This window comes from Bacillus sp. FSL K6-3312, from assembly GCF_038007485.1.
In the GTDB taxonomy this organism is placed as follows: Bacteria; Bacillota; Bacilli; order Bacillales; family Bacillaceae; genus Bacillus; species Bacillus pumilus.
The window spans coordinates 70,575-92,945 of sequence record NZ_JBBOXI010000001.1 but is presented as its reverse complement, the minus strand read 5'-3'; the positions used below and the strand labels follow the sequence as shown (position 1 = coordinate 92,945).

Genomic DNA, 22,371 nt, shown 5'->3' with positions numbered 1-22,371 from the left:
AAACCGAAGTTTTGTTTTTCGTCAGCGTTTGACTGACTACCTATGATGTTTCATAGGATTTTTTTATAAAAACTCGAATTAACAGGTACGTTTTGTCTTGTTTAGTTTTCAAAGATCATTTTCGTTATCGCTCGTAAGCGACTTTAATATCTTAACATTTCGTATTGGTTAAAGTCAAGAAGTTTTTTCAATTTCTTTTTTTAACCTCGTTGCTGTTTTGCGGCAACGAATAATAATATACCATCTTGATTCTTTCCTTGCAATAGTTTTTTTAAAAAAAGTTTCATTTTATGAAAAATAAAAAGCGCCATAGTTAAAATGGCGCTTTAATTGATGTATTAGCGGTTTCTCATTTGTGGGAAAAGCAGTACATCTCTGATTGATGGAGAATTTGTTAATAGCATGATTAACCGGTCGATACCGATTCCTAGTCCGCCTGTTGGAGGCATACCATATTCTAATGCTTCAACAAAATCGTCATCCATTAGATGCGCTTCGTCATTTCCTTCTTCACGTTCTTTTAATTGAGCTTCAAATCGTTCTCTTTGATCGATTGGATCGTTTAGCTCTGTGAATGCATTAGCATGTTCACGACGTACGATAAATAGCTCAAAGCGATCAGTGAAGCGAGGGTCTTCAGGATTTTTCTTAGCTAATGGAGAAATCTCCACTGGGTGTCCGTAAATAAATGTAGGCTGTACCAATGTTTCCTCCACTTTTTGCTCGAAGAACTCATTGATGATATGACCTACTGTCATGTTTTTCGTAATTTCAATTCCGTGATCAGCTGCATGCTGTTTCGCTTCTTCTACAGACATCTCCTGCCAGAAGTCTACACCAGTTGCTTCTTTGACCGCTTCAACCATATGGAGTCTCTTCCATTCAGGCTTGAGATCAATTTCATCTTCTCCATATTGAATCGTGGTTGTTCCTAGTACCTCTTCGGCAATATGAGCAATCAGGTTTTCAGTTAGGTTCATGATGTCTTTGTAATCTGCGTAAGCTTCGTACAGCTCGATCATAGTGAATTCTGGGTTATGACGAGTTGATACACCTTCGTTACGGAATACACGGCCAATCTCGTATACTTTCTCTAGACCACCGACAATGAGGCGTTTTAAGTGCAATTCAATCGCAATACGCATATAGAGCGGCATATCCAGTGCATTATGATGAGTAATGAAAGGACGTGCTGATGCACCACCAGGTATGCTGTGCATAGTTGGTGTTTCAACTTCTAGGTATCCTTTAGAATCTAAGTATCTTCTCATAGATTGAATGATCTTGCTTCGCATGATGAACGTCTGCTTGCTTTCTGGATTTACAATCAGGTCAAGGTAACGCTGACGATAACGTTGTTCAACATCTTTAAGTCCATGATATTTATCAGGAAGTGGGCGAAGTGCTTTTGTGAGAACCTCAAAGCTAGTCGCTTTAATAGAAAGTTCTCCTACATTCGTTTTAAATACCGCTCCTGTTACACCGATAATATCGCCTAGGTCTGAGCTTTTGAATAATTCGTAAGCTTCTTCTCCTACACTATCTTTGCGAACGTAGATTTGAATTTGTCCTTCTAAGTCTTGTATATGCGCAAAGCCAGCTTTCCCTTTTCCACGCTTTGTCATCATACGTCCAGCGATTGTCACTTGGGCAGACTTTTCTTCTAAGTCTTCTTTAGAAAACTCATCGTATTCAGCAATAATTTGTGCAGATTGATGAGAACGGTCATATCGTTCACCGAATGGATCGATACCCTCTACTCTCATTTTATTCATTTTGTCACGTCTGACCTGGAATTGGTCATTTAATTCTTCGTTATTAAGCCCTTCATTACTCATTTATATCACTCCAATAATGTATTTTGCAGAGAAAAGCAGAAAAACTGCCAGTACATGCACTAGCAGTGAGCTACAAAAAGAAAGATAGTCTTATCCTACTTTTATACTTTGAAGCTCTTTTGCCTCGGCTTCGACCGTAAAGTCATCAAGAACTTGTACAAGCTCCGCTCTCGTTTCACTTTGATTGATTTGATTTCTCACGTCCGCATTGCCTCGGACACCTTTTAAGTACCATGCTGCGTGCTTTCTCATTTCTCTGACAGCCACATGCTCGCCTTTTAGATCAATGAGTCTGTCTAAGTGAAGCTTACACACTGACATCTTCTCACGTACATTTGGCTCTTCTTTCAGTTCACCCGTTTCTAAATAATGAACCGTTCGATAGATCATCCACGGGTTTCCTAGTGCGGCTCTTCCGATCATGACAGCATCTACACCCGTTTCATCAAGCATACGTTTTGCATCTTGAGGGGTTTTGACATCTCCATTGCCGATGACAGGAATGGAAACAGATTGTTTGACCTCTTTTATAATATCCCAATTCGCTGTTCCTTCGTACATCTGCACACGTGTCCGTCCGTGAAGCGCAACCGCTTGGCCACCTGCTCGTTCAACAGCACGGGCATTGTCGATAGCGAAGATATGATCTTCGTCCCAGCCCATTCTCATTTTCACCGTAACAGGTTTATCTACAGCATCTACAACAGCAGAGACCATTTCATAAATCTTGTTTGGATCAAGCAACCATTTCGCTCCTGCATCACATTTCGTAATCTTCGGTACAGGACAGCCCATGTTGATATCAATAATGTCCGCTGTGGTATTCTGATCTACAAACTTTGCCGCTTCAACGAGAGTGTCTTTTTCTCCTCCAAATATCTGAAGGCTCAAAGGCTTTTCCCGTTCATCAATGTATAGCATACCCATTGTTCTTGCATTGTTGATCAGGATCGCCTTGTCACTGACCATTTCAGCGCAGACTAAACCTGCTCCAAACTCTTTCACTGTCAGTCTGAAGGCAGAGTTACACACACCAGCCATAGGTGCGAGCACCACTTTGTTTTTAATGTCGATATCTCCGATTTTAAACATCATTTCCCCTCCTTCCTTCTTCAAGAATTGGCGAAAGTTCTTCCACCGTTATATTTAAAGCATTTGCTATTTGACCAACCAATTGGTTTGTTGGTAATCGATTGCCTCGCTCAATTTCTCCTAAGACAGAGACAGAGATGCCCAGTCTTTTCGCGAACCCTTCCTGAGTATACCCTTTTAGCTTTCGGTATGCACGAATTCTTCTACCCCACATGTCTTTTTCCATATGCTTACACCTTCTTGGTCTGTTACGGCATTTATTTGCACTTCCCCGATTTCTGGGCAAATCTCACTCATCGGAACGAGAACGAATAAACGTTCGTACATTCTAGGATGTGGCACTACAAGCTGTTCTGTTTCAATATTTTCACGATTATAAAGTAAAATGTCAAGGTCAGCCGTTCGCGGTCCCCATCTCACTTCTCTTGTTCTGCCTAACTCTTGCTCGATTTTCTGAGTAAGTGTCAGTAGTTCATTTGGACGAAGCGAGGTGGTAATTTTCACAGCCATATTTAAAAAGTCATCTTGGTTTGCGTAACCTACAGGTGTTGTTTCATATATAGATGAGATTGATTCTACTTGAACCTCTGGATGTTCGTGCAGTTTTTTGACGGCTTCTTTTAAATAGGTTTCCTTTTTCCCTATGTTCGAACCTAAAGCGATGTATGCGGTATTGTTCATGCGCGCGATCTCGTCATTTCAATGGCAACAGACTGATAGTGTCCTGGAATTGGCGGATCTGGTTTGATCACCTTCACTGTACATTCCTGAACTGTCGGGAAGTCCTTTAACACTTGGATTGCAATTCTTTCTGTCAGTGTTTCAACAAGGTTGACGGATTCACCCTCTACAATGCTTTTGCAGATTTGGTAGAGCTCCGCATAATTGATGGTCTCATTGAGGTCATCCGTTTGTCCGGCTTTACTTAAATCAAGTGAAGCTGTTAAATCCACACGGAACCGCTGTCCTAATTTATTTTCTTCTGCAAATACGCCATGGTAGCCGTAAAATTCCATTCCATTTACATATACTTTATCGATGATAAGCGCCTCCCTTATTCAACATGGCATCCATCATTTTTGCCATTCTTGCGATTTCTTTTACATCATGTACGCGAACCATCGCACTGCCTTTTTGAATCCCAAGGCAGACCGTAGCCCCCGTTCCTTCAGTACGTTCTTCCGGTGGCAGGTCTAAGACAGCTCCGATGAATCGTTTTCGAGATGTAGCTAAGAGCAGTGGATACCCAAGGTGACAAAAATGTTCGAGCTCATTCATGACCATCAAGTTGTCCTCTTTATTTTTCGCAAACCCTACACCTGGGTCCAATATGATCATGTCATCACGGACACCGGCTTGTTTCGCAATTTGAACACTTTCTTTCAAATCTGCGATCATATCTGAAATTAGATGTGTGTAGTTTCGCTCTGGCCGATTGTGCATTAAAATAATCGGCACATTGTGCTTCGCTGCCACATGCGCCATTTGAGGATCTGCCTTCGCTCCCCATACATCATTAATGATGGAAGCTCCGGCTTTCACTGCTTCATCTGCCACATGGGCTTTATACGTATCAATGGAAATCGGTACATCCAATTCTTTTGTGATCTTTTCAATGACGGGAATGACTCTTGAAAGCTCCTCTTGTTCTGAGACAAATGCCGCTCCTGGGCGAGTCGATTCTCCGCCAATATCAATGATATGTGCCCCGTCCTCTATCAGCTGTGCTGCATGAGCCAGCGCTTTATCCACTTGATTAAACTTTCCTCCATCTGAAAAAGAGTCAGGTGTGACATTTAAAATGCCCATAACCAATGTCTTTTCTTCATAACTAAGGGTGTGGTGCTTGGCTTGTATGATTTTAGGCTGTTTTATCACTTGTTGTGTCATTGTGTCCACCTACTCTTTATGATCTAGACGTTCTTTTGTATATTGTGTTCGCAATTTTGTTGAGAATATCCGGCTGTTTTGGGAAAAGGAGATTTCCCCTATACTTCTGAAAGGCACAATCCCTTGAACAGAATTGGTCATCCATGCCTCATCAGCTGATAGCAAGTGGGAGACCGGGTATCGCCCTACTTTTAGTGAAGCCTCCATCGCTTGGAGTGTTTCGATACAATATCGACGAGTGACCCCATTTAAAATGCCTGTATCAAGTGACGGTGTATAAATCACATCGTCTTTTCGCCAAAATACATTGGAGGTAATTCCTTCTGCCACATCATTTTCTTTTGTTAAAAAGATGCCTTCTAACGACGGATCATTTCCCACTTCTCTTTTTGCGAGCATGTTGTTCATATAATGATGAGACTTGAGGCGCCTTGGACCTTCTGGCGTATTTCTCCTCGTTTGAAGAATGACTCCCTGTTTCTCATCTAAAACAGATTCGGGCCGGAATGGAGAGATCATGACAAACACGACAGGCTCTTCATAAGGATCTGCAGAAAATCCATTGCCTCTGCCCGCAGATACATTGAAGCGAATTCTCGCATGACCACCGGCTATGTCGTTTTTATTCAGTAAGGTATGAATGATGTCGAGTACAAATGGTTTCTCTATTGTGGATTCGATGCAAAGGTCACGCAATGATTGATTGAGCCTTTCAAGGTGCCAATCTAACAGAAAGACTTGTCCTGCCAGGCTGGTAAATGTTTCGAATACACCGATGCCATATAGAAAACCATGATCAAAAGGAGAAAGAGTCGCGTCTTTCTCCTCTATATACTGACCGTTCAGATAAATGATCATGCGTTTACTTCATGCCCCTTTTTACGATAGGTTTCAATGAAATTTTTCAGCATTTCTTTTCCGAAGGACGTCATAATCGATTCAGGATGAAACTGTACACTTTCAATCGGCAGCTCTTTATGGCGAATGGCCATGAGCTCGCCTTCCTTTGTGCTGGCTGTTGCGTCAAAGCACTCCGGCAGCGTCTCGTTTTTGACAATTAATGAATGATATCTCGTTGCGACAAGCGGATTTTGGAGTCCAGTGAAGACACCTTTTCCGTCATGAGCAATCTCTGACGTTTTACCATGCATTAAGCGTTCTGCACGAATGACATCCCCGCCAAAAACTTGTGCGATGGATTGATGACCTAGACACACACCGAAGATCGGAATACTTCCCGCAAAGTGCTTGATCGCCTCCATACTAATTCCCGCTTCATCTGGACTGCATGGCCCCGGGGAAATCATGAGAAAATCCGGCTTGAGTTCTTCGATTTCTTGAATGGTTACTTGATCATTCCGTTTCACGATCAATTCTTCTCCAAGCTCACCTAAATACTGGACCAAGTTGTACGTAAATGAATCATAATTATCAATCATTAATATCATGCTCTGCTCACCTCTAACTCAAAATAGTCTCTTCTTTGCTCAACTGTAATGCTTTTTTCACTGCATAGGCTTTTTTAATCGATTCTTTGTATTCGTGCTTTGGTACAGAATCGATGACGATCCCAGCACCCGACTGCATAAAGGCTTTGCCTACAGTGCAGTACGCCGTACGAATGACGATGTTAAAGTGCATATCTTGATTGAATCCAAACCAGCCTATAGATCCAGTATAAAGCCCACGCCTTGTCGGCTCAAGCTCTTCTATGATTTCCATTGTTCTCACCTTTGGAGCACCTGTAATTGTGCCGCCTGGGAATACAGCTCTCATGACATCTACTGCATCACAATCATCACGCAGTTCCCCTTGTACGTTGGAAACAATGTGCATCACGTGTGAATATTTCTCAATCGCCATAAATTCGTTCACTCTTACTGAGCCATAAGTGGACACGCGTCCAAGGTCATTCCGCTCAAGATCCACGAGCATCACATGCTCCGCGCGTTCTTTTTCATTTTCAATGAGCTCTTTTGCCAGCGCTTGATCATCAGCATCGTCTTTGCCTCTTGATCTTGTACCCGCAATTGGTCTTGTTTCTAATTGAGTCCCCTTTTTCTTAATAAGCAGCTCTGGAGATCCACAAACGATTTGGAAATCAGGCGTGTGCAGATAAGACATATAAGGAGATGGATTGACTTGACGTAACGTTTTGTATAAATCATAAGGGTGGGTGTGGAGCTGTTCATCTTGTCTGATGGACAAATTCACTTGGAACACATCACCGCTTGCGATATATTGCTTAATCTTCTCTACTGCTTCTCCAAAGGTTTCTTCGGTAAAAGGCGCTGCTGGTACAAATTCTGCAGAAGATTCATGAACAGGTGATTGCGCTGATTCTTTTGCAGAGCTTGTCCACTTTTGCTTCAAATCTTCGAGTCTTTGATGAGTGTCACTCACGGGTTCCGCTCCCTCTGTGTGAGTAATCAGCCACAGCACGTTTTCTTCATGATCAAAGACCGCAACATCATTAAACACGAGAAAATAAAGATCTGGTGTTTTCAGGTCATCAATGGACAACATCTTAAAATGTTCAATATATCTAGCATAATCATAGCTTAAAAATCCAATCGCTCCGCCTTGAAAATCAGGGTATTCCTCATTCGTTTCGGTTTGAAGGGTTTGGAACCAATCCGTAAACGCTCTGAATGGATCACCTTCTTTGAACAGCACCTCATCTTGATAATGGATGGTTGTCATCCCGTCTTTACCCTTCGCTTTAGCGATTGGGTGAATGCCAGCAATGCTGTAGGAACCACCGCGAGCACTTTCAAGTAGAACATGGTGTGTTTCGCCAGCAGTTAATTGTTCGTATCTTTTCAAGAATGCATCTTTCGTAAAAGGAATTTTGATGCCCATCGGCCTGCGTTGTGTCATGTTATCATCCTTTTTCATTTTCATTAATCTTATTGTAATGCAATCCAATTTATTTAGAAAATAGTATTTGCTTTCCATCTACAGATTTCATAAAAAAACCCCAGCAAATGCTGGGGTAATTGGTTTAATCGAATTGATAAAGAGGTGTGCTGAGGTAACGCTCCCCATTACTTGGGATAATTGCCAGAACCTTTTTCCCTTTACCAAGCTTCTTCGCTGTTTGAAGTGCTGCGTAAATAGCTGCTCCTGAAGAAATACCGCCGAGGATCCCTTCCTCTTTCGCTGCTCTTCTTGCAAGCTCAAATGCATCTTCGTTTTTCACTTGGATAATGCCGTCATATACTTCCGTGTTCAAGATGGAAGGGATAAATCCTGCTCCAATCCCTTGGATTTTATGCGGGCCTGGCTTTCCGCCTGATAATACAGGAGAATCTGTCGGCTCTACCGCATAAAGCTGAATCGATGGGATGGCTTCTTTTAGGACTTCACCAGCACCCGTAATTGTGCCGCCCGTACCAACACCTGCAATAAATGCATCAAGCTCGCCGTCAAACTGTTCAAGAATTTCTTTTCCTGTAGTACGGCGGTGAATCTCCGCATTGGCTTCGTTGCTAAATTGCTGAGGCATGAAGTAACCGTGCTCTTCTGCCAATTCTTCTGCCTTTTTGATGGCACCTTTCATTCCTTCTGCACCTGGTGTTAATACAAGCTCTGCACCATAAGCGCGTAAAAGGTTGCGGCGCTCCTGACTCATTGTGTCTGGCATCACTAGAATTGCGTTAATTCCTTTAGCTGCCGCTACCATTGCAAGACCGATCCCTGTGTTTCCGCTTGTTGGTTCGATGAGCGTGTCGCCGGCTTTTAAAGTACCTTTCGCTTCAGCATCTTCGATCATCGCTAACGCAATACGATCTTTTACACTGCTGCCCGGGTTCATATATTCAAGTTTCAAGTAGACATCCGCACTGTCTTCATCTACTAAACGGTTTAATTTAACGACTGGTGTATTTCCTATTAGTTCAAAAACTGAATTTGCAATACGAGCCATCACTAACACCTCTATCTCCGAGTAATTTTATTGTATTAATATTAAATTATCAATTTCGAAAAATTTTGTCAATGCTTTTAGTCCTGCTCGCCATCGTAAAACCATGTGACTTTTGCTTCTTTCCACAGGGTTTTGACATTCGCCTTTTCACCTAGATCTTCCATGGCAATCTGCCTTTTGATCTGATTTTTGACTTCTTCATAAGAGAAGGAGCGGCCATTTAATTTTTCTTTTAGTTGAATAATGGCATACCCATTTTTGGTCTCGATCGGTTCTTTAGTCCATTCATCTGGCTGAAGCTTTTGAGCTTCCTGTATGTATAGGGCTGGGATACTTTCTTGTTCTTCTGTCACAAACCCAAGATCTCCGCCATATGGAGAGGTGTAGCGGTCAATGGAGCGTTCAGCTGCCACCGCCTCGAAGCTAGATCCGCCTTTCAGATCCTTCAATACATTTTCAGCTTCGCCTTTTGTCTTCACGACGATATGACGAATACGGTATGAATCATCATATTGATATAAGTCCTTGTTTTTTTCATAAAAGGATTTCGCTTCTTTTTCGGAAACGACAGCATCTCTCGTTAAAAGCTGCTCTAATAAAATTTGATAACGAATCTGTTCTGTCCAGTCCTTTTCACTCGTATGTCCATCTTCGTAGAAATTATTAGATACCGCTTTAAGCATCAGCAATTCACGATTGATTTCTTTTGAGGACACCTCAAGCTTGTTTTCTTTCGCAAGCTGATCGACCACCTTCTGATTAATCATTTGCTCAAGTGTTGCCTTTCCATAGCGGTCTTCCATCTTCTTTAACCATTCTTGACGTGTCACCTTCTCTTTTCCAATCGACGCAATTTCTTCACCGCTCTTCCCGTTTGAAGAAGCCTGTGACATTTGCGACTTTGTTAATACATATGCAATAACACCGGCATTGATCATAAGCAACACAAGGATAAATGTCCATACTACTCTTGCTTTCAGTCTCATCATTCGGCTCCTTTCCATTCAAAAAAGAAAACCCGCTGCTTAGAGCTTAGCGGGTTATTTCTTCACGTAGCTCTTCTAGCTCTTCTTTTGTAAATACATACGTTTCGTTACAAAAATGGCATTGAGCTTCTGCTTGTCCCTCTTGTTCAATCATGTCTTCAATTTCGGCTTTTCCTAGGCTGATAATGCCATTAGCAAAACGTTCTTTTGAGCAGTTACAAGAGAATTCGACAGGTACAGTATCTAAAATTTGAGGTTTTTCTCCGAGTACTTCTTCTAAAATTTCTTCTGGTGTCATCCCTTTTTCAATGAGTTTAGAAATGGGTTCAATGGTTGAGAGCCGCTTTTCTAGTCTTTCGATGACAGCATCTTCTGTTCCAGGTAGCAATTGAATGATGAAACCGCCAGCTGCGAGAATCGAGTTATCTGGATTGACGAGAACCCCTACACCAACAGAGGAAGGCACTTGCTCAGAAGAGACAAGATAATAAGTGAAGTCATCTCCAATTTCACCTGAGACGATCTCCGTTTGTCCTGTGAAGTGATCTTTCAGTCCGATATCTTTGACAACACTTAACGTTCCAGATGTCCCGACTGCACGTCTAACATCTAGCTTGCCATGTTCATTTAAGTCAAAGTGGACTTGTGGGTTTGAGACATATCCGCGCACCTGGCCCTTTGCGTTTCCATCAGCAATGATGGCACCGATTGGTCCACCGCCTTCAATTTTGACCGTTAGCTTATTTTCGCCTTTCAGCATAGCACCCATCATGACTGTAGCTGTCATTGTTCTGCCAATCGCTGCTGATGCTGTTGGCCATGTATGGTGTCTTCTTTGTGCTTCGTTGATTGTATCTGTTGTGTTTGCAGCATATGCTCGGACTTTTCCGTCATATGCTAACGCTTTAACTAAGTAGTCCATTCGATTTTAAACCTCCTATAGTACACCGACACGATTACGTTCATAAATGAGTTGAAGTCCTTTTAATGTTAAGAACGGATCGACAATATCAATGCAGTCTGATTCATTTCCAATCAATGTCGACAAACCGCCTGTTGCAATGACTTTCGGTGTTTGTTTCGCTTGCTGCTTCATCCGTTTCACTATTCCCTCGACTTGCCCAACATATCCATAAAGGATGCCGGATTGCATTGCACTGATGGTGTTTTTTCCAACAATGTGATCTGGACGGACAATTTCAATTCTTGGCAGTTTCGCCGCTCTTGTATATAAAGCCTCTGTTGAGATGGTAATACCAGGTGCAATTGCCCCACCCATGTATTGTTTTTGTTCATTGATATAGCAGTAGGTTGTCGCTGTGCCAAAGTCTACGACAATGAGAGGTGCCCCATATAGATGAATCGCCGCTACTGCATTCACAATTCGATCAGCCCCGACTTCCTTTGGATTGTCACACATAATGTTTAATCCAGTTTTCATTCCAGGCCCTACAATTTGGGGAGTTATGTGAAAGTACTTCTCGCACATTCTTTCTAATGCAAACATCATTGGCGGGACAACAGACGAAATGATAATTCCTTCTATTTGGTCAAACATCAGCCCGACATAATCAAATAAAGACCTGATAGCCATACCAAATTCATCTTCTGTTTTATGACGGCTTGTTTCAATTCGCCAATGGTAGTTTAGATCGCCATTATGATAAACACCTAAAACGGTATTTGTGTTCCCTACATCTATCACGAGTAACAACTTCATCACCACTTTGAATAGTTTCTCAAAAAGAGCATTTTTCGACTTTCTATCATACCATACACGAATTGAGTTCCATTTGTAAACAATTCGAAACCGATCCATTCAGGAATCGAAATAAAAAAAGCTGCCGGTGATCCCGGCAGCTTTCACAGAAGGAGATTAGATCTCCTCATCTTCTTCTTTTTTCTTGATGTTCACTTTCACATCATCGTTTTTCTCTTCGTCATCTGCGTATACACGCTCTGGAAGCTTTCCAGTTTCGTAAAGAGATTTAATTTGCTCAGCATCTAATGTTTCAACTTCTAGAAGGGCTTGTGCGATGATTTCTAGCTTATCTTTATTCTCAGTGAGAATTTGTTTCGCACGTTCGTAGCTGTCCTTGATGAAACGCTGAATTTCTTGGTCAATTTCGTAAGCGATCGCTTCACTATAATTCGGCTCGTTGTTAAAGTCACGGCCAAGGAATACTTGACCTCCTTGTGCTTGACCGAATTGAAGTGGACCAAGTTTATCAGACATACCGAACTCTGTAACCATTTTTCTTGCAATGCCAGTTGCACGCTGGAAGTCGTTGTGAGCACCTGTACTTACTTCACCAAACGTAATTTCCTCTGCAACACGACCGCCGAGCAAGCCGACAATTTTATCAAGAAGCTCTGGTTTCGTTTGGAAATAACGGTCTTCTCTTGGAAGCATGACCGCATATCCGCCTGCCTGACCACGAGGAACGATCGTTACTTTATGCACCATGTCCGCTTCGTCTAGGATAAGACCAATAACGGTATGACCCGCTTCATGGTAAGCCACGATATTACGTTCTTTCTTCGAAATGACGCGGCTTTTCTTAGCCGGCCCAGCGATGACACGGTCAGTCGCTTCGTCGATATCACGCATATCAATTTTCTTTTTGTTATGACGGGCAGCAACAAGTGCTGCTTCGTTTAGTAAGTTCTCAAGATCTGCTCCAGAGAACCCAGGTGTTCTGCTTGCAATGGCTTTCAAATTCACTGCATCATCAAGCGGTTTGTTTTTCGCATGAACCTTCAGCACTTCTTCACGGCCAATGACATCTGGGCGGTCAACCGTAATTTGACGGTCAAAACGTCCCGGACGCAGCAATGCAGGATCTAGGATATCTGCACGGTTCGTCGCAGCGATGATAATAATACCTTCGTTCGCACTAAAACCATCCATTTCAACAAGAAGCTGGTTAAGCGTTTGTTCACGCTCGTCATGACCACCGCCAAGACCGGCTCCACGCTGACGACCCACTGCATCAATCTCATCAATAAAGATTAAGCATGGTGCATTCTTTTTCGCATTTTCGAATAAATCACGTACACGTGATGCACCGACACCGACGAACATCTCGACGAAGTCAGAACCACTGATGCTGAAGAAAGGAACGCCTGCTTCTCCTGCAGATGCTCTCGCAAGCAATGTTTTACCTGTACCTGGAGGTCCTACTAGTAAAACCCCTTTAGGAATTCTTGCGCCAAGCTCCGCAAATTTACGTGGGTCCTTCAGGAATTCAACCACTTCTACAAGTTCTTGCTTTTCTTCATCTGCACCGGCAACATCTTTAAATTTCACACGTTTCTTCTCTTCTGTGTAAAGCTTCGCCTTACTCTTACCAAAGTTCATAACACGGCTTCCACCGCCCTGAGCTTGGTTCAATAAGAAGAAGAACAGGATAAAGATGATGATGAACGGAATGATGGTTGTCAGGACTTGCAGCCATCCATTTGTTTCAGGTGCTGGTTCTACTTTTACATCTGTATTCTTAAGTGCACTGTAAATCTGGTCAACACCTTGACCATCTGGAACATGGGTAATGAAGTATTGATCTTTCTTCGCGCCATCTAATTGACCACGAATTTCATAAACCCCTCTTACAGGCTGAATGGAGATACTCTCCACTTTTCCCGCACTTAGATTTTGCGAAAATTTGCTGTAAGACATGTTCTCAGGCTTTTGATTAGGGGATCCTAACCAACTGACTACCCCTATCACAAGTAATAAAATAAGTATATAAAAAATCGTATTACGAAAAACCCGATTCATTCCTTACCTCCTCCCACAGTAAGCACAACTATGGTCAATAGTATCATAGAAAATCATTCCAATACAACCAATAACCTCATGTATACGTATGCTGATTAGCCTTCGTAAACAGATGGTTTTAACACTCCAATATACGGGAGGTTTCGGTAACGTTCAGCGAAATCCAATCCATAGCCGACAACAAATGCATCTGGAACTTCAAATCCAACATAATCTGCTTTGATGTCTGCTTTACGACCGCTTGGTTTATCAAGCAATGTCACAATTTTTATGGAGTTTGCTTTACGGTATCGGAAAAGCTCTACCAGATAGCTCAAAGTTAACCCACTGTCGATGATATCTTCCATAATTAAAATATCTCTTCCTTCAACAGAAGTATCTAGATCTTTAATGATCTTTACTTCTCCTGAAGATACGGTAGATTTTCCGTAGCTAGATACATCCATAAAATCAAGTTCTAAATATGTATCAATGTGTTTGATCAGGTCTGCCATGAATGGAAGAGCCCCTTTCAAAACACCAATAGCCAGAGGAAATTTACCATCATAATCGCTGGTTAATGTTGCACCCAGTTCCTTCACTTTTTGCTGGATCTCTTCTTCTGAGATCAAAACCTTTTCAATATCTTGTTTCATGCTTTTGCTTGCCCCCTACAAATTTTCATGCTGTCTATATTGTAATACAATGAGATCGCTGTTTGTCATATCAATTTCTTCAAAAACGGATTTTTTCAGAGCTGGGATCCAGATGATTTGATTCTCCGAGTCAGTGACGATCGGCCAGCTGTCTCTTTCTGCAAGAGGCACTTTTTTATCAATAAATATATCCTTCACCTTTTTTGATCCATTCATCCCTTTAAGTTTGATTCGATCACCATTTTTTCGTGAGCGAATGATCAAAGGGAAACGAACATGATCTTTTTGAAGCAAGAAAAAATGGTTTCCGTTCCGTGCATCCTTCGGAACATGATTTGATACCACGATAGACTGCCCATTTGGAAGGAAAAGCTTCTCTCCAAGCTCACCCTTTAAGTGAAGAGCATAAGACTGGTCTAGCACAAGCGATCGTTCAAAGGTAAACATACAGTAATCATAAGACTTGACAGCTTGTAAACCTTTTGGCAAATCTAATGATCCAGACGGTTGTTCAGTATGAGATAACCAGTCCAAAGTCCCTAGAATATGCTGGTTTGAAAACGCTGATTGAGTGTTTTCATAAAGATAGTTTAATATTAGTTGAATGCCTCTTCTTTGTAAAGGCAAAGGCAGGTCAAGCAAAGGCTTCGTTTTGATCTTAATTTGCTTAGGCGATTGATTCGTTATCACTTGGTTCATTTGTTCCTTTGTTAATGCCTGCAAGTATTGCTCATCTTCAGTCAGCATGTCACTTACAAACTGAAAGCTTTCATGTACATGAGGTGCCTCTTCTTTTAACACGGGAAGAATGTGTCTTCTTATCCTGTTTCTCAAGTAGTCATCTGTATGATTGCTTTGATCAATGACATAGGGAATATGTTCTTTTTCACAAGCGGTCAGCACGTCATCCTTGGAATATCCAATGAGCGGCCGAATCAGCCATCCATCTTGATAAGGACGTTTTGCTTGGATACCTGCGAGTCCTATTCCAACAGTCCCTCTCACAAGCCTCATCATCATTGTTTCTACTTGGTCGTCTCCATGATGTGCAAGCGCTAGAAATTGAGCGTTGTATTGCTCCATCAATTGACGAAAGAAAGCATATCTGCACTCTCTTGCAGCTGCCTGTTTGTTTAAGTGGTTTTCTTTTGCATATTGGGTAACTTGTATGCGGGCCGATTCAAAAGGAATTCCTTGCTCCTTGCAGTACGCCTCAACAAATGCCAAATCAGCAAAGGATTCTTCTCCTCTGAACATGTGATCTACATGGGCTGCAATCAGCTGATAGGAACCTTTTTGACGTTTGTTTAGTTCGTGCAGTAAAAGCATGGAATCTGGTCCGCCAGAAACCCCGACAATGACTGTCGTATTTTCAAGGTAAACATCATGTTTTTTCAAAAATGATTCAATTCTATTCACAACTTCCTCCTCACAAAGAGCAGGTAATTTAAAGATATACATATCCTATCACTTTCAGTAGCTCCAAGCAAAGATGAAGCCTGCTTTTTTACAGGGTCTATAGCAGGAACAAAACTACATATGCACAGTAAAGAGCAAGTACACTGCACACGATAAGAACAGTTTCAAAAAGCCCACCTGATTTTTTGCGTACTGGCGTTCTTTTTGCTGCTGCAACTCTCGATCGTGAAGTCACCTGTTGATTTTGTTGAACAGCGGGCTTTTGCCCGTTTTTTTGCTGCTGCTTCTTTTGACTCGCTTTTCTTGAAGCGATCAGCTGTCCTTCTTTCAGCATCGCACTCTTCATAGCCGCCGCTGATTGATATTTACCTTGTAGAGCAGCCTTTAACACCCTTTCATATCGCTTTAATAAAGGATGTCCTTCAATGGCTCTATAAAGCTGCTTTTCCGGTTCTGCTTCTTTTTTGAATTCTTTCTTATACGCACAGTTCACCATCACCATGCTTAAGGCAAACAGATCATAAGATGGCTCTGCCTTTCTTGTGCCAAATCCCCAATAGCCTCGATCAAAAAACTCGGTATATTCCTTGATTGCCCTGCCTGCTTTTGTCGTTCCTCCTACATCAATGCACCGAATCGCGGCCGGTGGACCTGACACGATGAGATTATCTGGCTTCAAGTCACCAAAAATCCAGCCTTCTTGATGTAAATGAGCCAGGTTAGATAAAAGCTGAACCATTAAAACAACAATCCACTCATCACCTTTTTGTTTTACAAATTCAAGCAGTAATGGGCCTCTGACATACTCCATCACATAAAAGGAACGCTTTTGAAGCATGCCGGGATAAATCGCATCATCCATATCATAAAAAGAAGGCCCCATGGTTTTCACAGGAGCCTTAGAAAAGGATTTTAATACATTGACTTCAGATGCAATGAGCATACTGTCATCACTCACTTTAAGGGCTACTTGACCATTTGGCGATTCGGCTAGATAGACAATACCGTTCGCCCCTTTTCCTAGCTCTTTTACAATGCGGTAATGATGGTGATGCCATTTCCCTTGAATCACCGTGCCTAACGGAATGTTAGAAGCCGAATTCATCATGCTCTTCCTTTGCTTCAAGCAGCCCTTTACGTGAACGAACTGATTTGAAATGCTGGAGTGCTTCTCGAAGCGCTGGTCCAGTTGGAGTAATTCCTCCCGTGGTCAGTTTCGGGAAAATAGATGACAGTGAATCGAATCGAGGCGTCCAATTCAACACAATTTCAGCATCTGAGTTTTTCCCGGGAAATATACACATCCCAAACTGATTTTCACCAATTCTTGAATTTAAACTAATGGAGAGGTCAATGAGTGCTTCTTTAACGGTAGGCAGCTTCGGTTTCATACTTGCACTTGTATCAACAAGCACAAGTACTTGAAGGTGAACCGTCTCTCCTAACTCATCGACTACTTCCATCACTTCCCCACGCTTATCAGGCGGAAGCTCTTCAATTTCAGTATCTTTGCCAAGTATTTGCTGCAATTCTTTATTCACAACACCTTGTAAAGTTTGTGTCATCGCTTTTTTTGTAACCATTTGTACTGTTTGAGATAACTGCTGGACGTAGACAACTTGATGAATGCCCCCACCTGCAAGAGCAATCCCCTCGACTTCTTTCATTGCTTCATGATCGTGTCTGTTTTCCTCCATAATGCCAATGACATTGACTGTAATCCCTTGTTCCTTTGCCAATGAGGCAATCGCAAGTGGATCTTCCCCGTGATTTGAGCAGCCATCTGTAATCAATAAGATTTGGTTTACGTGACCTTTTCGCATCTTCATTCCTCCTGGGATCGTAACTGAATGCTTTATATCTCCATCATCGCCAGAAGAAATTCATATTATACGATATTTCAAGAAATCTCTTGTTTCTCAAGATAGAATGTACCCGTCGGAATGGATGCCCATTTTGGTGTATTGTGATCAAGCCTGATGACAACAACCGTCATATCGTCGTCAATTTGACCCGATCTTGTTCGAATGACCTCTTCCATTAATAGATCAGCAATCTCTTGCGGATCTTCTGTTTTAAAGCTTTTCATTTTGCGCTTCACCCAGAGATCATGATTTTCAATATGCTTTGGTCCTTCGAAAATACCATCACTCATCATAATCAGCAGATCTCCTGCCTTCATCTGTTCACTCACAACCTCCACTTCAAATTCATCAATAATCCCAATCGGCAAGTTGCTCGCTTGTACCTTCATCACCTGATCACCCCGTTTAATAAAGCTGGGTGTTGAACCGATCTTAAGGAACTTGCAGCTCGCATCCTGTAAATCAATAATGGATAAATCTAATGTTGAATAGATTTCATCTGTCGTTCGTAAAGATAAAATACTATTAATGGTTTTGATCGCCACTTTTTCATTGATACCTGATGCTAATATTTTTTCTAACAGCTTAATCGTTTCATTGCTTTCAAAATGAGCCCTTGCTCCATTGCCCATTCCATCACTAATAGCCGCGGCATATTTGCCCGCACCCAGCTCCATCATGCTGTAGCTGTCTCCAGACACTAATCCTCCGCCTTTTGCTGCATGCGCTACGCCTGTAGCCACTCGATATGATTTTGCAGAGCCAAATACAACGTGGCAATAGCCTGTTGGGTGCTCTGCACACTGCTCTGCTTTGACTAAAATCTGTTCTTCTAAAATATCTGAGAGCATAGGGGCGATGATTTTTTCACATTCACCATGTCCTTGGCAATATGGGATTCTCATTTCAATATCGACATTTCCCTGCTCCAAGCTATAAATTTCTACTTGCTGAATTTCAATTCCAAAGTGCTGAAGTGCTTCTATCATCTGCTCTTCTTGAATAAAATGCTGTTCTCTTTCCCGTTTTATTTCCCGGGAAAAATCCTCCATCACTTGTGAGACACCCATCAGTTGTTCAGCTACCAGTCGTCTGCTGTCTTGGACTTTTTTCTTCAGGGTCTGGTTGGCTTTATAGTAAGCGATCTCCTCTTCAATCAATTCCTCGACATGTTTTGATTTTGAGCAGTGCTGGCTAAATTTCTTCTTCAATTTCCGGTTTTGCTCGTAGGTTTTTTCATCAGATTCATGCATAACTTGTTTCATCAGTTCATAGGTTGTATCAAAGTTCTGCACCCAGCATTTATTTTTCTTATAGCACGTTTGACAGGATCGTTCTGTGATCGTACTTAAAAAAAGATCTACATCCTCTTCCTGTTTCTTTTCTTCAGGAATGGAATCGTAAAATGTCGCAAAACTCTCAGACAGCGCATGAAATACGTTAGAAAATTGGTCTACCTTTTTTGCTGTCACATCTCGTACTTTCCGGGCGTATTGCTGCTGTTCCTGTACATGCTCTACCGTACCAGGAATATATTTCGCTACCTTAGAGGTCACTGATTGTGGCGTGAGCAAGAAGAGCGCAACCGCAATCAGTGATTCATATAGCGTGGTTATGAGTCCTGCTGATCCTTCTCCGTACAAGGAAATAAGTAAGGAACCTACAATTAAGCCAATGGCTGCGCCTGCTTTCTTCCCCTCTTTCAGCAATCCCCCTAATAAACCTGAAAAGGCAAGAAGACTCATCTGATAAAGGTTTCCGATGTTAGCGAGACCGAGAATTAATCCAGTCACGACACCCACTGTACAACCAATACTCGCTCCTCCAATAAAGGCAAAGCTCAGCACTACATATCGTGACAAAATATGCTCTGCCTGCATTCCTTGAAATGTGATCCCAGCCAGACCTGTTAAAACTGAGGCAATTAATATCATAAAGCAAATAATTTCTTCAACCTTTAAGGAGTGTTTGATTTTCCTGACTGTAAAAATCGGCAGGCTTTGAAGGAAAATCAGTGTCAAAATGAAGGCAAGTCCTGCTTCAACACCCGCCATGACGTAATCGTAGCTTTGCACAGCGCCTTGCTCTAGGTAAACAAATGCTCCTCTGGTGATCAGCATTGACAGCACAATGACAACCGGCAATGTTTTCACTGGGTCTTTGATGATGAAAGAAACCACCTTGGACATAAGAAGGAATACGATCAGCGACGCAAACACAAACAATGCATTTTGAGGTGATATCGTCATGGCTCCAGCAAGTAAAGCGAGACAAGCAAGCATGGACTTATCTCTTTTGATAAGCAGCATGGAGCCAAAGAAAGGCAGAGCAAACGGCATAATTTCAGATAATATAAAGGCTCGTCCTAATAAAAAACCAAGAACGACATAAATAAACCCTCTATAGAAAAAAAGAGAATGCGTATGATGAAGAAACAGGTTTTTCATCTTTTTTAACCCTGCACTGATTCTTTCAAACCCCGCTCCTGTTAAATCAGTTCTTCTTTCTAGTTTTTCCATCTTTTCATCCCCCACCTGATATTCGTTGCTTGTCATTATAGCGAAGGTGAAAAAGAAATTTTGTCAAAAGAAGTTGTCGTTTCCATAAAACGTTCGACGCTTTATTCGTCAAAGAGGCATACTTTCTTGAAAGTCGATGTCTTTCATCAGAATTTTACGAAGACACAAAAAAAAACAGCTTTCCTAAAGAAAGCTGTTTTCGAAGATGACCCGTACGGGATTCGAACCCGTGTTACCGCCGTGAAAGGGCGGTGTCTTAACCGCTTGACCAACGGGCCTTGCTTTTATGTTCTAATAAAAAGGATAGCGGCGGAGGGGATCGAACCCCCGACCTCACGGGTATGAACCGTACGCTCTAGCCAGCTGAGCTACACCGCCATAATAAAAATGCGCTAAGAAGCACAAGATCTATAATACAAAGGAATCGCTTGTCCGTCAATAGGAAGTTTTAAATTAAATGACGAAACCTCAAAAAATGTCGTATGGATCAAGAAAAAAAGCACCTGCGGACAGCAGGTGCTTTGTTGTGAAAGATATATAGAAAGCAGCAACAAGTTAACCTCTTCTTGCTCCGCGTCCCCCACGTTTTGATTCCGTGTTACGTTTTAAAGATGTTAAGCGGTCTTCACTATCTTTTAAGAATTTGTTCATTTTTTGCTCAAACGATTCCTTTGGACGGAAATCATTTCTGACCGGTCTTGATTGTTGTTGAGGACGATCTTTTGCTTTTTTAATGGACAAGCCGATTTTACCGTCTTTTTCAACGTTAATCACTTTCACTTCAACTTGTTCACCGACTTTTAAATGCTCATTAATATCTTTTACATAGTTATCGGCTACCTCACTGATATGAACGAGACCAGTTGAACCGCCTGGCAACTCCACAAAAGCTCCAAAATTTGTAATGCCCGTAACTTTCCCTTGTAACTTGCTGCCAACTTCAATCGACATAAAAAAAGTGCTCCTCCTTAGACTTATAAAAAAATCTCATTTGTTCAATTATACATAAACTGAATTTTAAGTGTCAACAAGGCTAATCGCTCTTATTGCCCACATCAAAGATTTTTTCGCCTTTTTTGGACATATAATAGTCCCGTCGTGCCAGTTCGAGTACGTATTCCTTGCTTTTCAGCTTTTTAATTTCATCAGAAATATCTTCCTGCTTTGTTTGTAATTGCTTTAATTCTTTTTCGAGCGCAACCTTCTTCTCTTCTTTTTCCTTTAATGAGGACGATTGCGACCAGAGGGCACTTGTCACCAAGACAGCAAACATGAGCACGATCACACCAAACACGGTAAGCCTTCTAAGGAGTCCTCGGCGTTTGCGTTTTAAGCGCTGTGCTTGCTGTTCCATTTGTTTTTGGTAATCATTTTGAATTTGTGCGATATTTCTTTTTCTCTTGTTCAAGGTTGAAGGCCTCCTCTCTTACTTTGTCCAGAATTGTTTCCATTTCGTTTTGATGGTACCAGATAATTTCTTGGTCCCTTGTAAAATTCCTGCTCCTTTAGAGAAAACCAATCTCATTGATGTTCGCCATTTTTCGGGAATCCGATGAATAATGGTCACATTAAGTAACCAGATGAGCGGATAACAAACAATGGACAGCACTTTCCACACGAGCCGAAACGTAAAACGAACAAGACGTAAGAGCGAGTGGAACAAGAATAGTATAACACTTATGACCATTGTGACAATCCAACGGATCGGCTGGAAGACGATCGACATGACCAGCCTTTTAAGGATGAGAACGGTTTGATAAATACACATCGTGATAAACTTGAGAATATTCATATACAGCTGTTTCATCAATGCCTGATACATCGAGAAACCTAGTGCAACGGCTAGAAAGATATAAAGCCTGAATTCTCCCTCATTTGTCAGCAGCAGAACATAAAAGAATAAGAGACCCTGTACCAGCCAAAAAAGGAGATCATGTATAATCAAAAGCCATTTTGCTGTCTTTTCCCGATTCACAAACAGCTTGTACGTATCAAGCGATGCGCCCAGCCAGATGCCCATCGCTACCATCGAAAGCATCGTATAAAACTGGACTGTCAGCGTCATTTAAACAGCTTGCTAAAAAACCCTTTAGCTTTCTCCCCGTGCTGCTCATCTACATAAATTAAGTCAAAGACACGTCCTTTAATCGACACAACGCCTTTTTCGACGTCTAGGTTTTTCATTTGCAGATTTTCTCCGCGGATAGCTAGAATTCCCATGACCGTCTCAAGCAGAAATTCTTCATTATCAAAGCTTTCCACCTGTTTGACGCCGGTAATATCTAAATGCTTTCTGTTTCGCATTGTGATATTGTGTTCCGCTTCTGATGACAGCTTCGTGCCTTGAGGTTGATTATAATATTGATTCATTTATACATCCCCCATATCTCATACTTGCATTGTTACTGCATTGTATGT

The 22,371-nt window shown here is 41.8% G+C and carries 22 protein-coding genes, 2 tRNA genes and 1 pseudogene; all 25 read right to left on the bottom strand.

Annotation, left to right across the window (positions count from 1 at the left end):
* Positions 1–338: 338 nt before the first annotated feature.
* Positions 339–1,838 (bottom strand): lysine--tRNA ligase, encoded by a 1,500-nt coding sequence (gene lysS, locus MHI11_RS00490; RefSeq protein WP_340960181.1) that lies wholly within the window; start codon positions 1,836–1,838, stop codon positions 339–341.
* A gap of 90 nt (positions 1,839–1,928) precedes the next feature.
* A complete protein-coding gene (gene dusB / locus MHI11_RS00485; protein WP_044140419.1) occupies positions 1,929–2,930 on the bottom strand; it encodes a tRNA dihydrouridine synthase DusB in 1,002 nt (333 codons plus the stop codon).
* The gene (locus MHI11_RS00480) at positions 2,923–3,156 is read right to left on the bottom strand and encodes a helix-turn-helix domain-containing protein (protein ID WP_044140418.1); all 234 of its coding nucleotides are present in this window, start codon (positions 3,154–3,156) and stop codon (positions 2,923–2,925) included. Before MHI11_RS00480 ends, dusB begins: the two co-directional genes overlap by 8 nt.
* On the bottom strand, positions 3,108–3,611 hold the full coding sequence (folK, locus tag MHI11_RS00475) for a 2-amino-4-hydroxy-6-hydroxymethyldihydropteridine diphosphokinase (RefSeq protein WP_044140417.1): 504 nt from the start codon (positions 3,609–3,611) through the stop codon (positions 3,108–3,110). The genes MHI11_RS00480 and folK overlap by 49 nt, the downstream gene beginning before the upstream one ends.
* Positions 3,608–3,970, bottom strand: coding sequence for a dihydroneopterin aldolase (gene folB / locus MHI11_RS00470; RefSeq protein ID WP_080772974.1), 363 nt, complete (start codon positions 3,968–3,970; stop codon positions 3,608–3,610). The genes folK and folB overlap by 4 nt, the downstream gene beginning before the upstream one ends.
* Positions 3,963–4,820: a dihydropteroate synthase gene (gene folP / locus MHI11_RS00465; RefSeq protein WP_044140415.1), complete on the bottom strand. Its 858-nt coding sequence runs from the start codon at positions 4,818–4,820 to the stop codon at positions 3,963–3,965. The genes folB and folP overlap by 8 nt, the downstream gene beginning before the upstream one ends.
* 9 nt (positions 4,821–4,829) lie before the next feature.
* Positions 4,830–5,678 (bottom strand): aminodeoxychorismate lyase, encoded by an 849-nt coding sequence (gene pabC / locus MHI11_RS00460; protein WP_340960180.1) that lies wholly within the window; start codon positions 5,676–5,678, stop codon positions 4,830–4,832.
* On the bottom strand, positions 5,675–6,268 hold the full coding sequence (gene pabA / locus MHI11_RS00455; protein ID WP_060595368.1) for an aminodeoxychorismate/anthranilate synthase component II: 594 nt from the start codon (positions 6,266–6,268) through the stop codon (positions 5,675–5,677). The genes pabC and pabA overlap by 4 nt, the downstream gene beginning before the upstream one ends.
* A gap of 13 nt (positions 6,269–6,281) precedes the next feature.
* Positions 6,282–7,700, bottom strand: a complete 1,419-nt coding sequence (locus MHI11_RS00450) for an anthranilate synthase component I family protein (RefSeq protein WP_340960179.1) — start codon at positions 7,698–7,700, stop codon at positions 6,282–6,284.
* A 124-nt stretch (positions 7,701–7,824) separates the two neighbouring features.
* Positions 7,825–8,748 (bottom strand): cysteine synthase A, encoded by a 924-nt coding sequence (gene cysK, locus MHI11_RS00445; protein ID WP_044140410.1) that lies wholly within the window; start codon positions 8,746–8,748, stop codon positions 7,825–7,827.
* 77 nt (positions 8,749–8,825) lie between these two features.
* Complete coding sequence (locus MHI11_RS00440) at positions 8,826–9,728, bottom strand: peptidyl-prolyl cis-trans isomerase (RefSeq protein WP_223250718.1); 903 nt, start codon at positions 9,726–9,728, stop codon at positions 8,826–8,828.
* A gap of 52 nt (positions 9,729–9,780) precedes the next feature.
* The gene (gene hslO, locus MHI11_RS00435; RefSeq protein WP_283924092.1) at positions 9,781–10,656 is read right to left on the bottom strand and encodes an Hsp33 family molecular chaperone HslO; all 876 of its coding nucleotides are present in this window, start codon (positions 10,654–10,656) and stop codon (positions 9,781–9,783) included.
* A gap of 15 nt (positions 10,657–10,671) precedes the next feature.
* A complete protein-coding gene (locus MHI11_RS00430; protein WP_008341820.1) occupies positions 10,672–11,448 on the bottom strand; it encodes a type III pantothenate kinase in 777 nt (258 codons plus the stop codon).
* 162 nt (positions 11,449–11,610) lie between these two features.
* Positions 11,611–13,515, bottom strand: coding sequence for an ATP-dependent zinc metalloprotease FtsH (ftsH, locus tag MHI11_RS00425; RefSeq protein ID WP_044140407.1), 1,905 nt, complete (start codon positions 13,513–13,515; stop codon positions 11,611–11,613).
* 95 nt (positions 13,516–13,610) lie between these two features.
* Positions 13,611–14,150: a hypoxanthine phosphoribosyltransferase gene (gene hpt, locus MHI11_RS00420; protein WP_003217950.1), complete on the bottom strand. Its 540-nt coding sequence runs from the start codon at positions 14,148–14,150 to the stop codon at positions 13,611–13,613.
* Positions 14,147–15,569, bottom strand: a pseudogene (tilS, locus tag MHI11_RS00415) (tRNA lysidine(34) synthetase TilS). Before tilS ends, hpt begins: the two are co-directional and overlap by 4 nt.
* Before the next feature lie 97 nt (positions 15,570–15,666).
* Positions 15,667–16,674 (bottom strand): protein kinase domain-containing protein, encoded by a 1,008-nt coding sequence (locus MHI11_RS00410; protein ID WP_111913494.1) that lies wholly within the window; start codon positions 16,672–16,674, stop codon positions 15,667–15,669.
* Positions 16,658–17,392, bottom strand: coding sequence for a vWA domain-containing protein (locus tag MHI11_RS00405; protein WP_003217969.1), 735 nt, complete (start codon positions 17,390–17,392; stop codon positions 16,658–16,660). Before MHI11_RS00405 ends, MHI11_RS00410 begins: the two co-directional genes overlap by 17 nt.
* 77 nt (positions 17,393–17,469) lie before the next feature.
* Complete coding sequence (gene spoIIE, locus MHI11_RS00400; protein ID WP_065097654.1) at positions 17,470–19,953, bottom strand: stage II sporulation protein E; 2,484 nt, start codon at positions 19,951–19,953, stop codon at positions 17,470–17,472.
* A gap of 206 nt (positions 19,954–20,159) precedes the next feature.
* A tRNA-Glu gene (locus MHI11_RS00395) sits at positions 20,160–20,231 on the bottom strand.
* Between the two features lie 26 nt (positions 20,232–20,257).
* A tRNA-Met gene (locus MHI11_RS00390) sits at positions 20,258–20,331 on the bottom strand.
* Positions 20,332–20,508: 177 nt separating this feature from the next.
* Positions 20,509–20,904 carry a S1 domain-containing RNA-binding protein gene (locus MHI11_RS00385; RefSeq protein WP_044140403.1) on the bottom strand — a complete coding sequence of 132 codons (396 nt, stop codon included), beginning with the start codon at positions 20,902–20,904 and terminating at the stop codon, positions 20,509–20,511.
* An 82-nt stretch (positions 20,905–20,986) separates the two neighbouring features.
* Entirely contained in the window at positions 20,987–21,361 is a 375-nt protein-coding gene (locus MHI11_RS00380) for an FtsB family cell division protein (protein ID WP_003217952.1), read from the bottom strand.
* An 18-nt stretch (positions 21,362–21,379) separates the two neighbouring features.
* A complete protein-coding gene (gene yabQ / locus MHI11_RS00375; protein ID WP_106067693.1) occupies positions 21,380–22,018 on the bottom strand; it encodes a spore cortex biosynthesis protein YabQ in 639 nt (212 codons plus the stop codon).
* Positions 22,015–22,323, bottom strand: coding sequence for a sporulation protein YabP (gene yabP, locus MHI11_RS00370; RefSeq protein WP_003217974.1), 309 nt, complete (start codon positions 22,321–22,323; stop codon positions 22,015–22,017). The genes yabQ and yabP overlap by 4 nt, the downstream gene beginning before the upstream one ends.
* Positions 22,324–22,371 lie beyond the last annotated feature (48 nt).

Excerpts from the sequence above, each read along its gene's own strand:
- hslO (WP_283924092.1), bottom strand. The coding sequence starts at position 10,656 with ATGGACTACTTAGTTAAAGCGTTAGCATATGACGGAAAAGTCCGAGCA.
- MHI11_RS00385 (WP_044140403.1), bottom strand. The coding sequence starts at position 20,904 with ATGTCGATTGAAGTTGGCAGCAAGTTACAAGGGAAAGTTACGGGCATT.
- yabP (WP_003217974.1), bottom strand. The coding sequence starts at position 22,323 with ATGAATCAATATTATAATCAACCTCAAGGCACGAAGCTGTCATCAGAA.
- ftsH (WP_044140407.1), bottom strand. The coding sequence starts at position 13,515 with ATGAATCGGGTTTTTCGTAATACGATTTTTTATATACTTATTTTATTA.
- MHI11_RS00405 (WP_003217969.1), bottom strand. The coding sequence starts at position 17,392 with ATGCGAAAAGGTCACGTAAACCAAATCTTATTGATTACAGATGGCTGC.
- lysS (WP_340960181.1), bottom strand. The coding sequence starts at position 1,838 with ATGAGTAATGAAGGGCTTAATAACGAAGAATTAAATGACCAATTCCAG.
- folP (WP_044140415.1), bottom strand. The coding sequence starts at position 4,820 with ATGACACAACAAGTGATAAAACAGCCTAAAATCATACAAGCCAAGCAC.
- pabA (WP_060595368.1), bottom strand. The coding sequence starts at position 6,268 with ATGATATTAATGATTGATAATTATGATTCATTTACGTACAACTTGGTC.
- folK (WP_044140417.1), bottom strand. The coding sequence starts at position 3,611 with ATGAACAATACCGCATACATCGCTTTAGGTTCGAACATAGGGAAAAAG.
- cysK (WP_044140410.1), bottom strand. The coding sequence starts at position 8,748 with ATGGCTCGTATTGCAAATTCAGTTTTTGAACTAATAGGAAATACACCA.
- hpt (WP_003217950.1), bottom strand. The coding sequence starts at position 14,150 with ATGAAACAAGATATTGAAAAGGTTTTGATCTCAGAAGAAGAGATCCAG.
- dusB (WP_044140419.1), bottom strand. The coding sequence starts at position 2,930 with ATGTTTAAAATCGGAGATATCGACATTAAAAACAAAGTGGTGCTCGCA.
- yabQ (WP_106067693.1), bottom strand. The coding sequence starts at position 22,018 with ATGACGCTGACAGTCCAGTTTTATACGATGCTTTCGATGGTAGCGATG.
- MHI11_RS00450 (WP_340960179.1), bottom strand. The coding sequence starts at position 7,700 with ATGACACAACGCAGGCCGATGGGCATCAAAATTCCTTTTACGAAAGAT.
- pabC (WP_340960180.1), bottom strand. The coding sequence starts at position 5,678 with ATGATCATTTATCTGAACGGTCAGTATATAGAGGAGAAAGACGCGACT.
- spoIIE (WP_065097654.1), bottom strand. The coding sequence starts at position 19,953 with ATGGAAAAACTAGAAAGAAGAACTGATTTAACAGGAGCGGGGTTTGAA.
- MHI11_RS00480 (WP_044140418.1), bottom strand. The coding sequence starts at position 3,156 with ATGGAAAAAGACATGTGGGGTAGAAGAATTCGTGCATACCGAAAGCTA.
- MHI11_RS00410 (WP_111913494.1), bottom strand. The coding sequence starts at position 16,674 with ATGAATTCGGCTTCTAACATTCCGTTAGGCACGGTGATTCAAGGGAAA.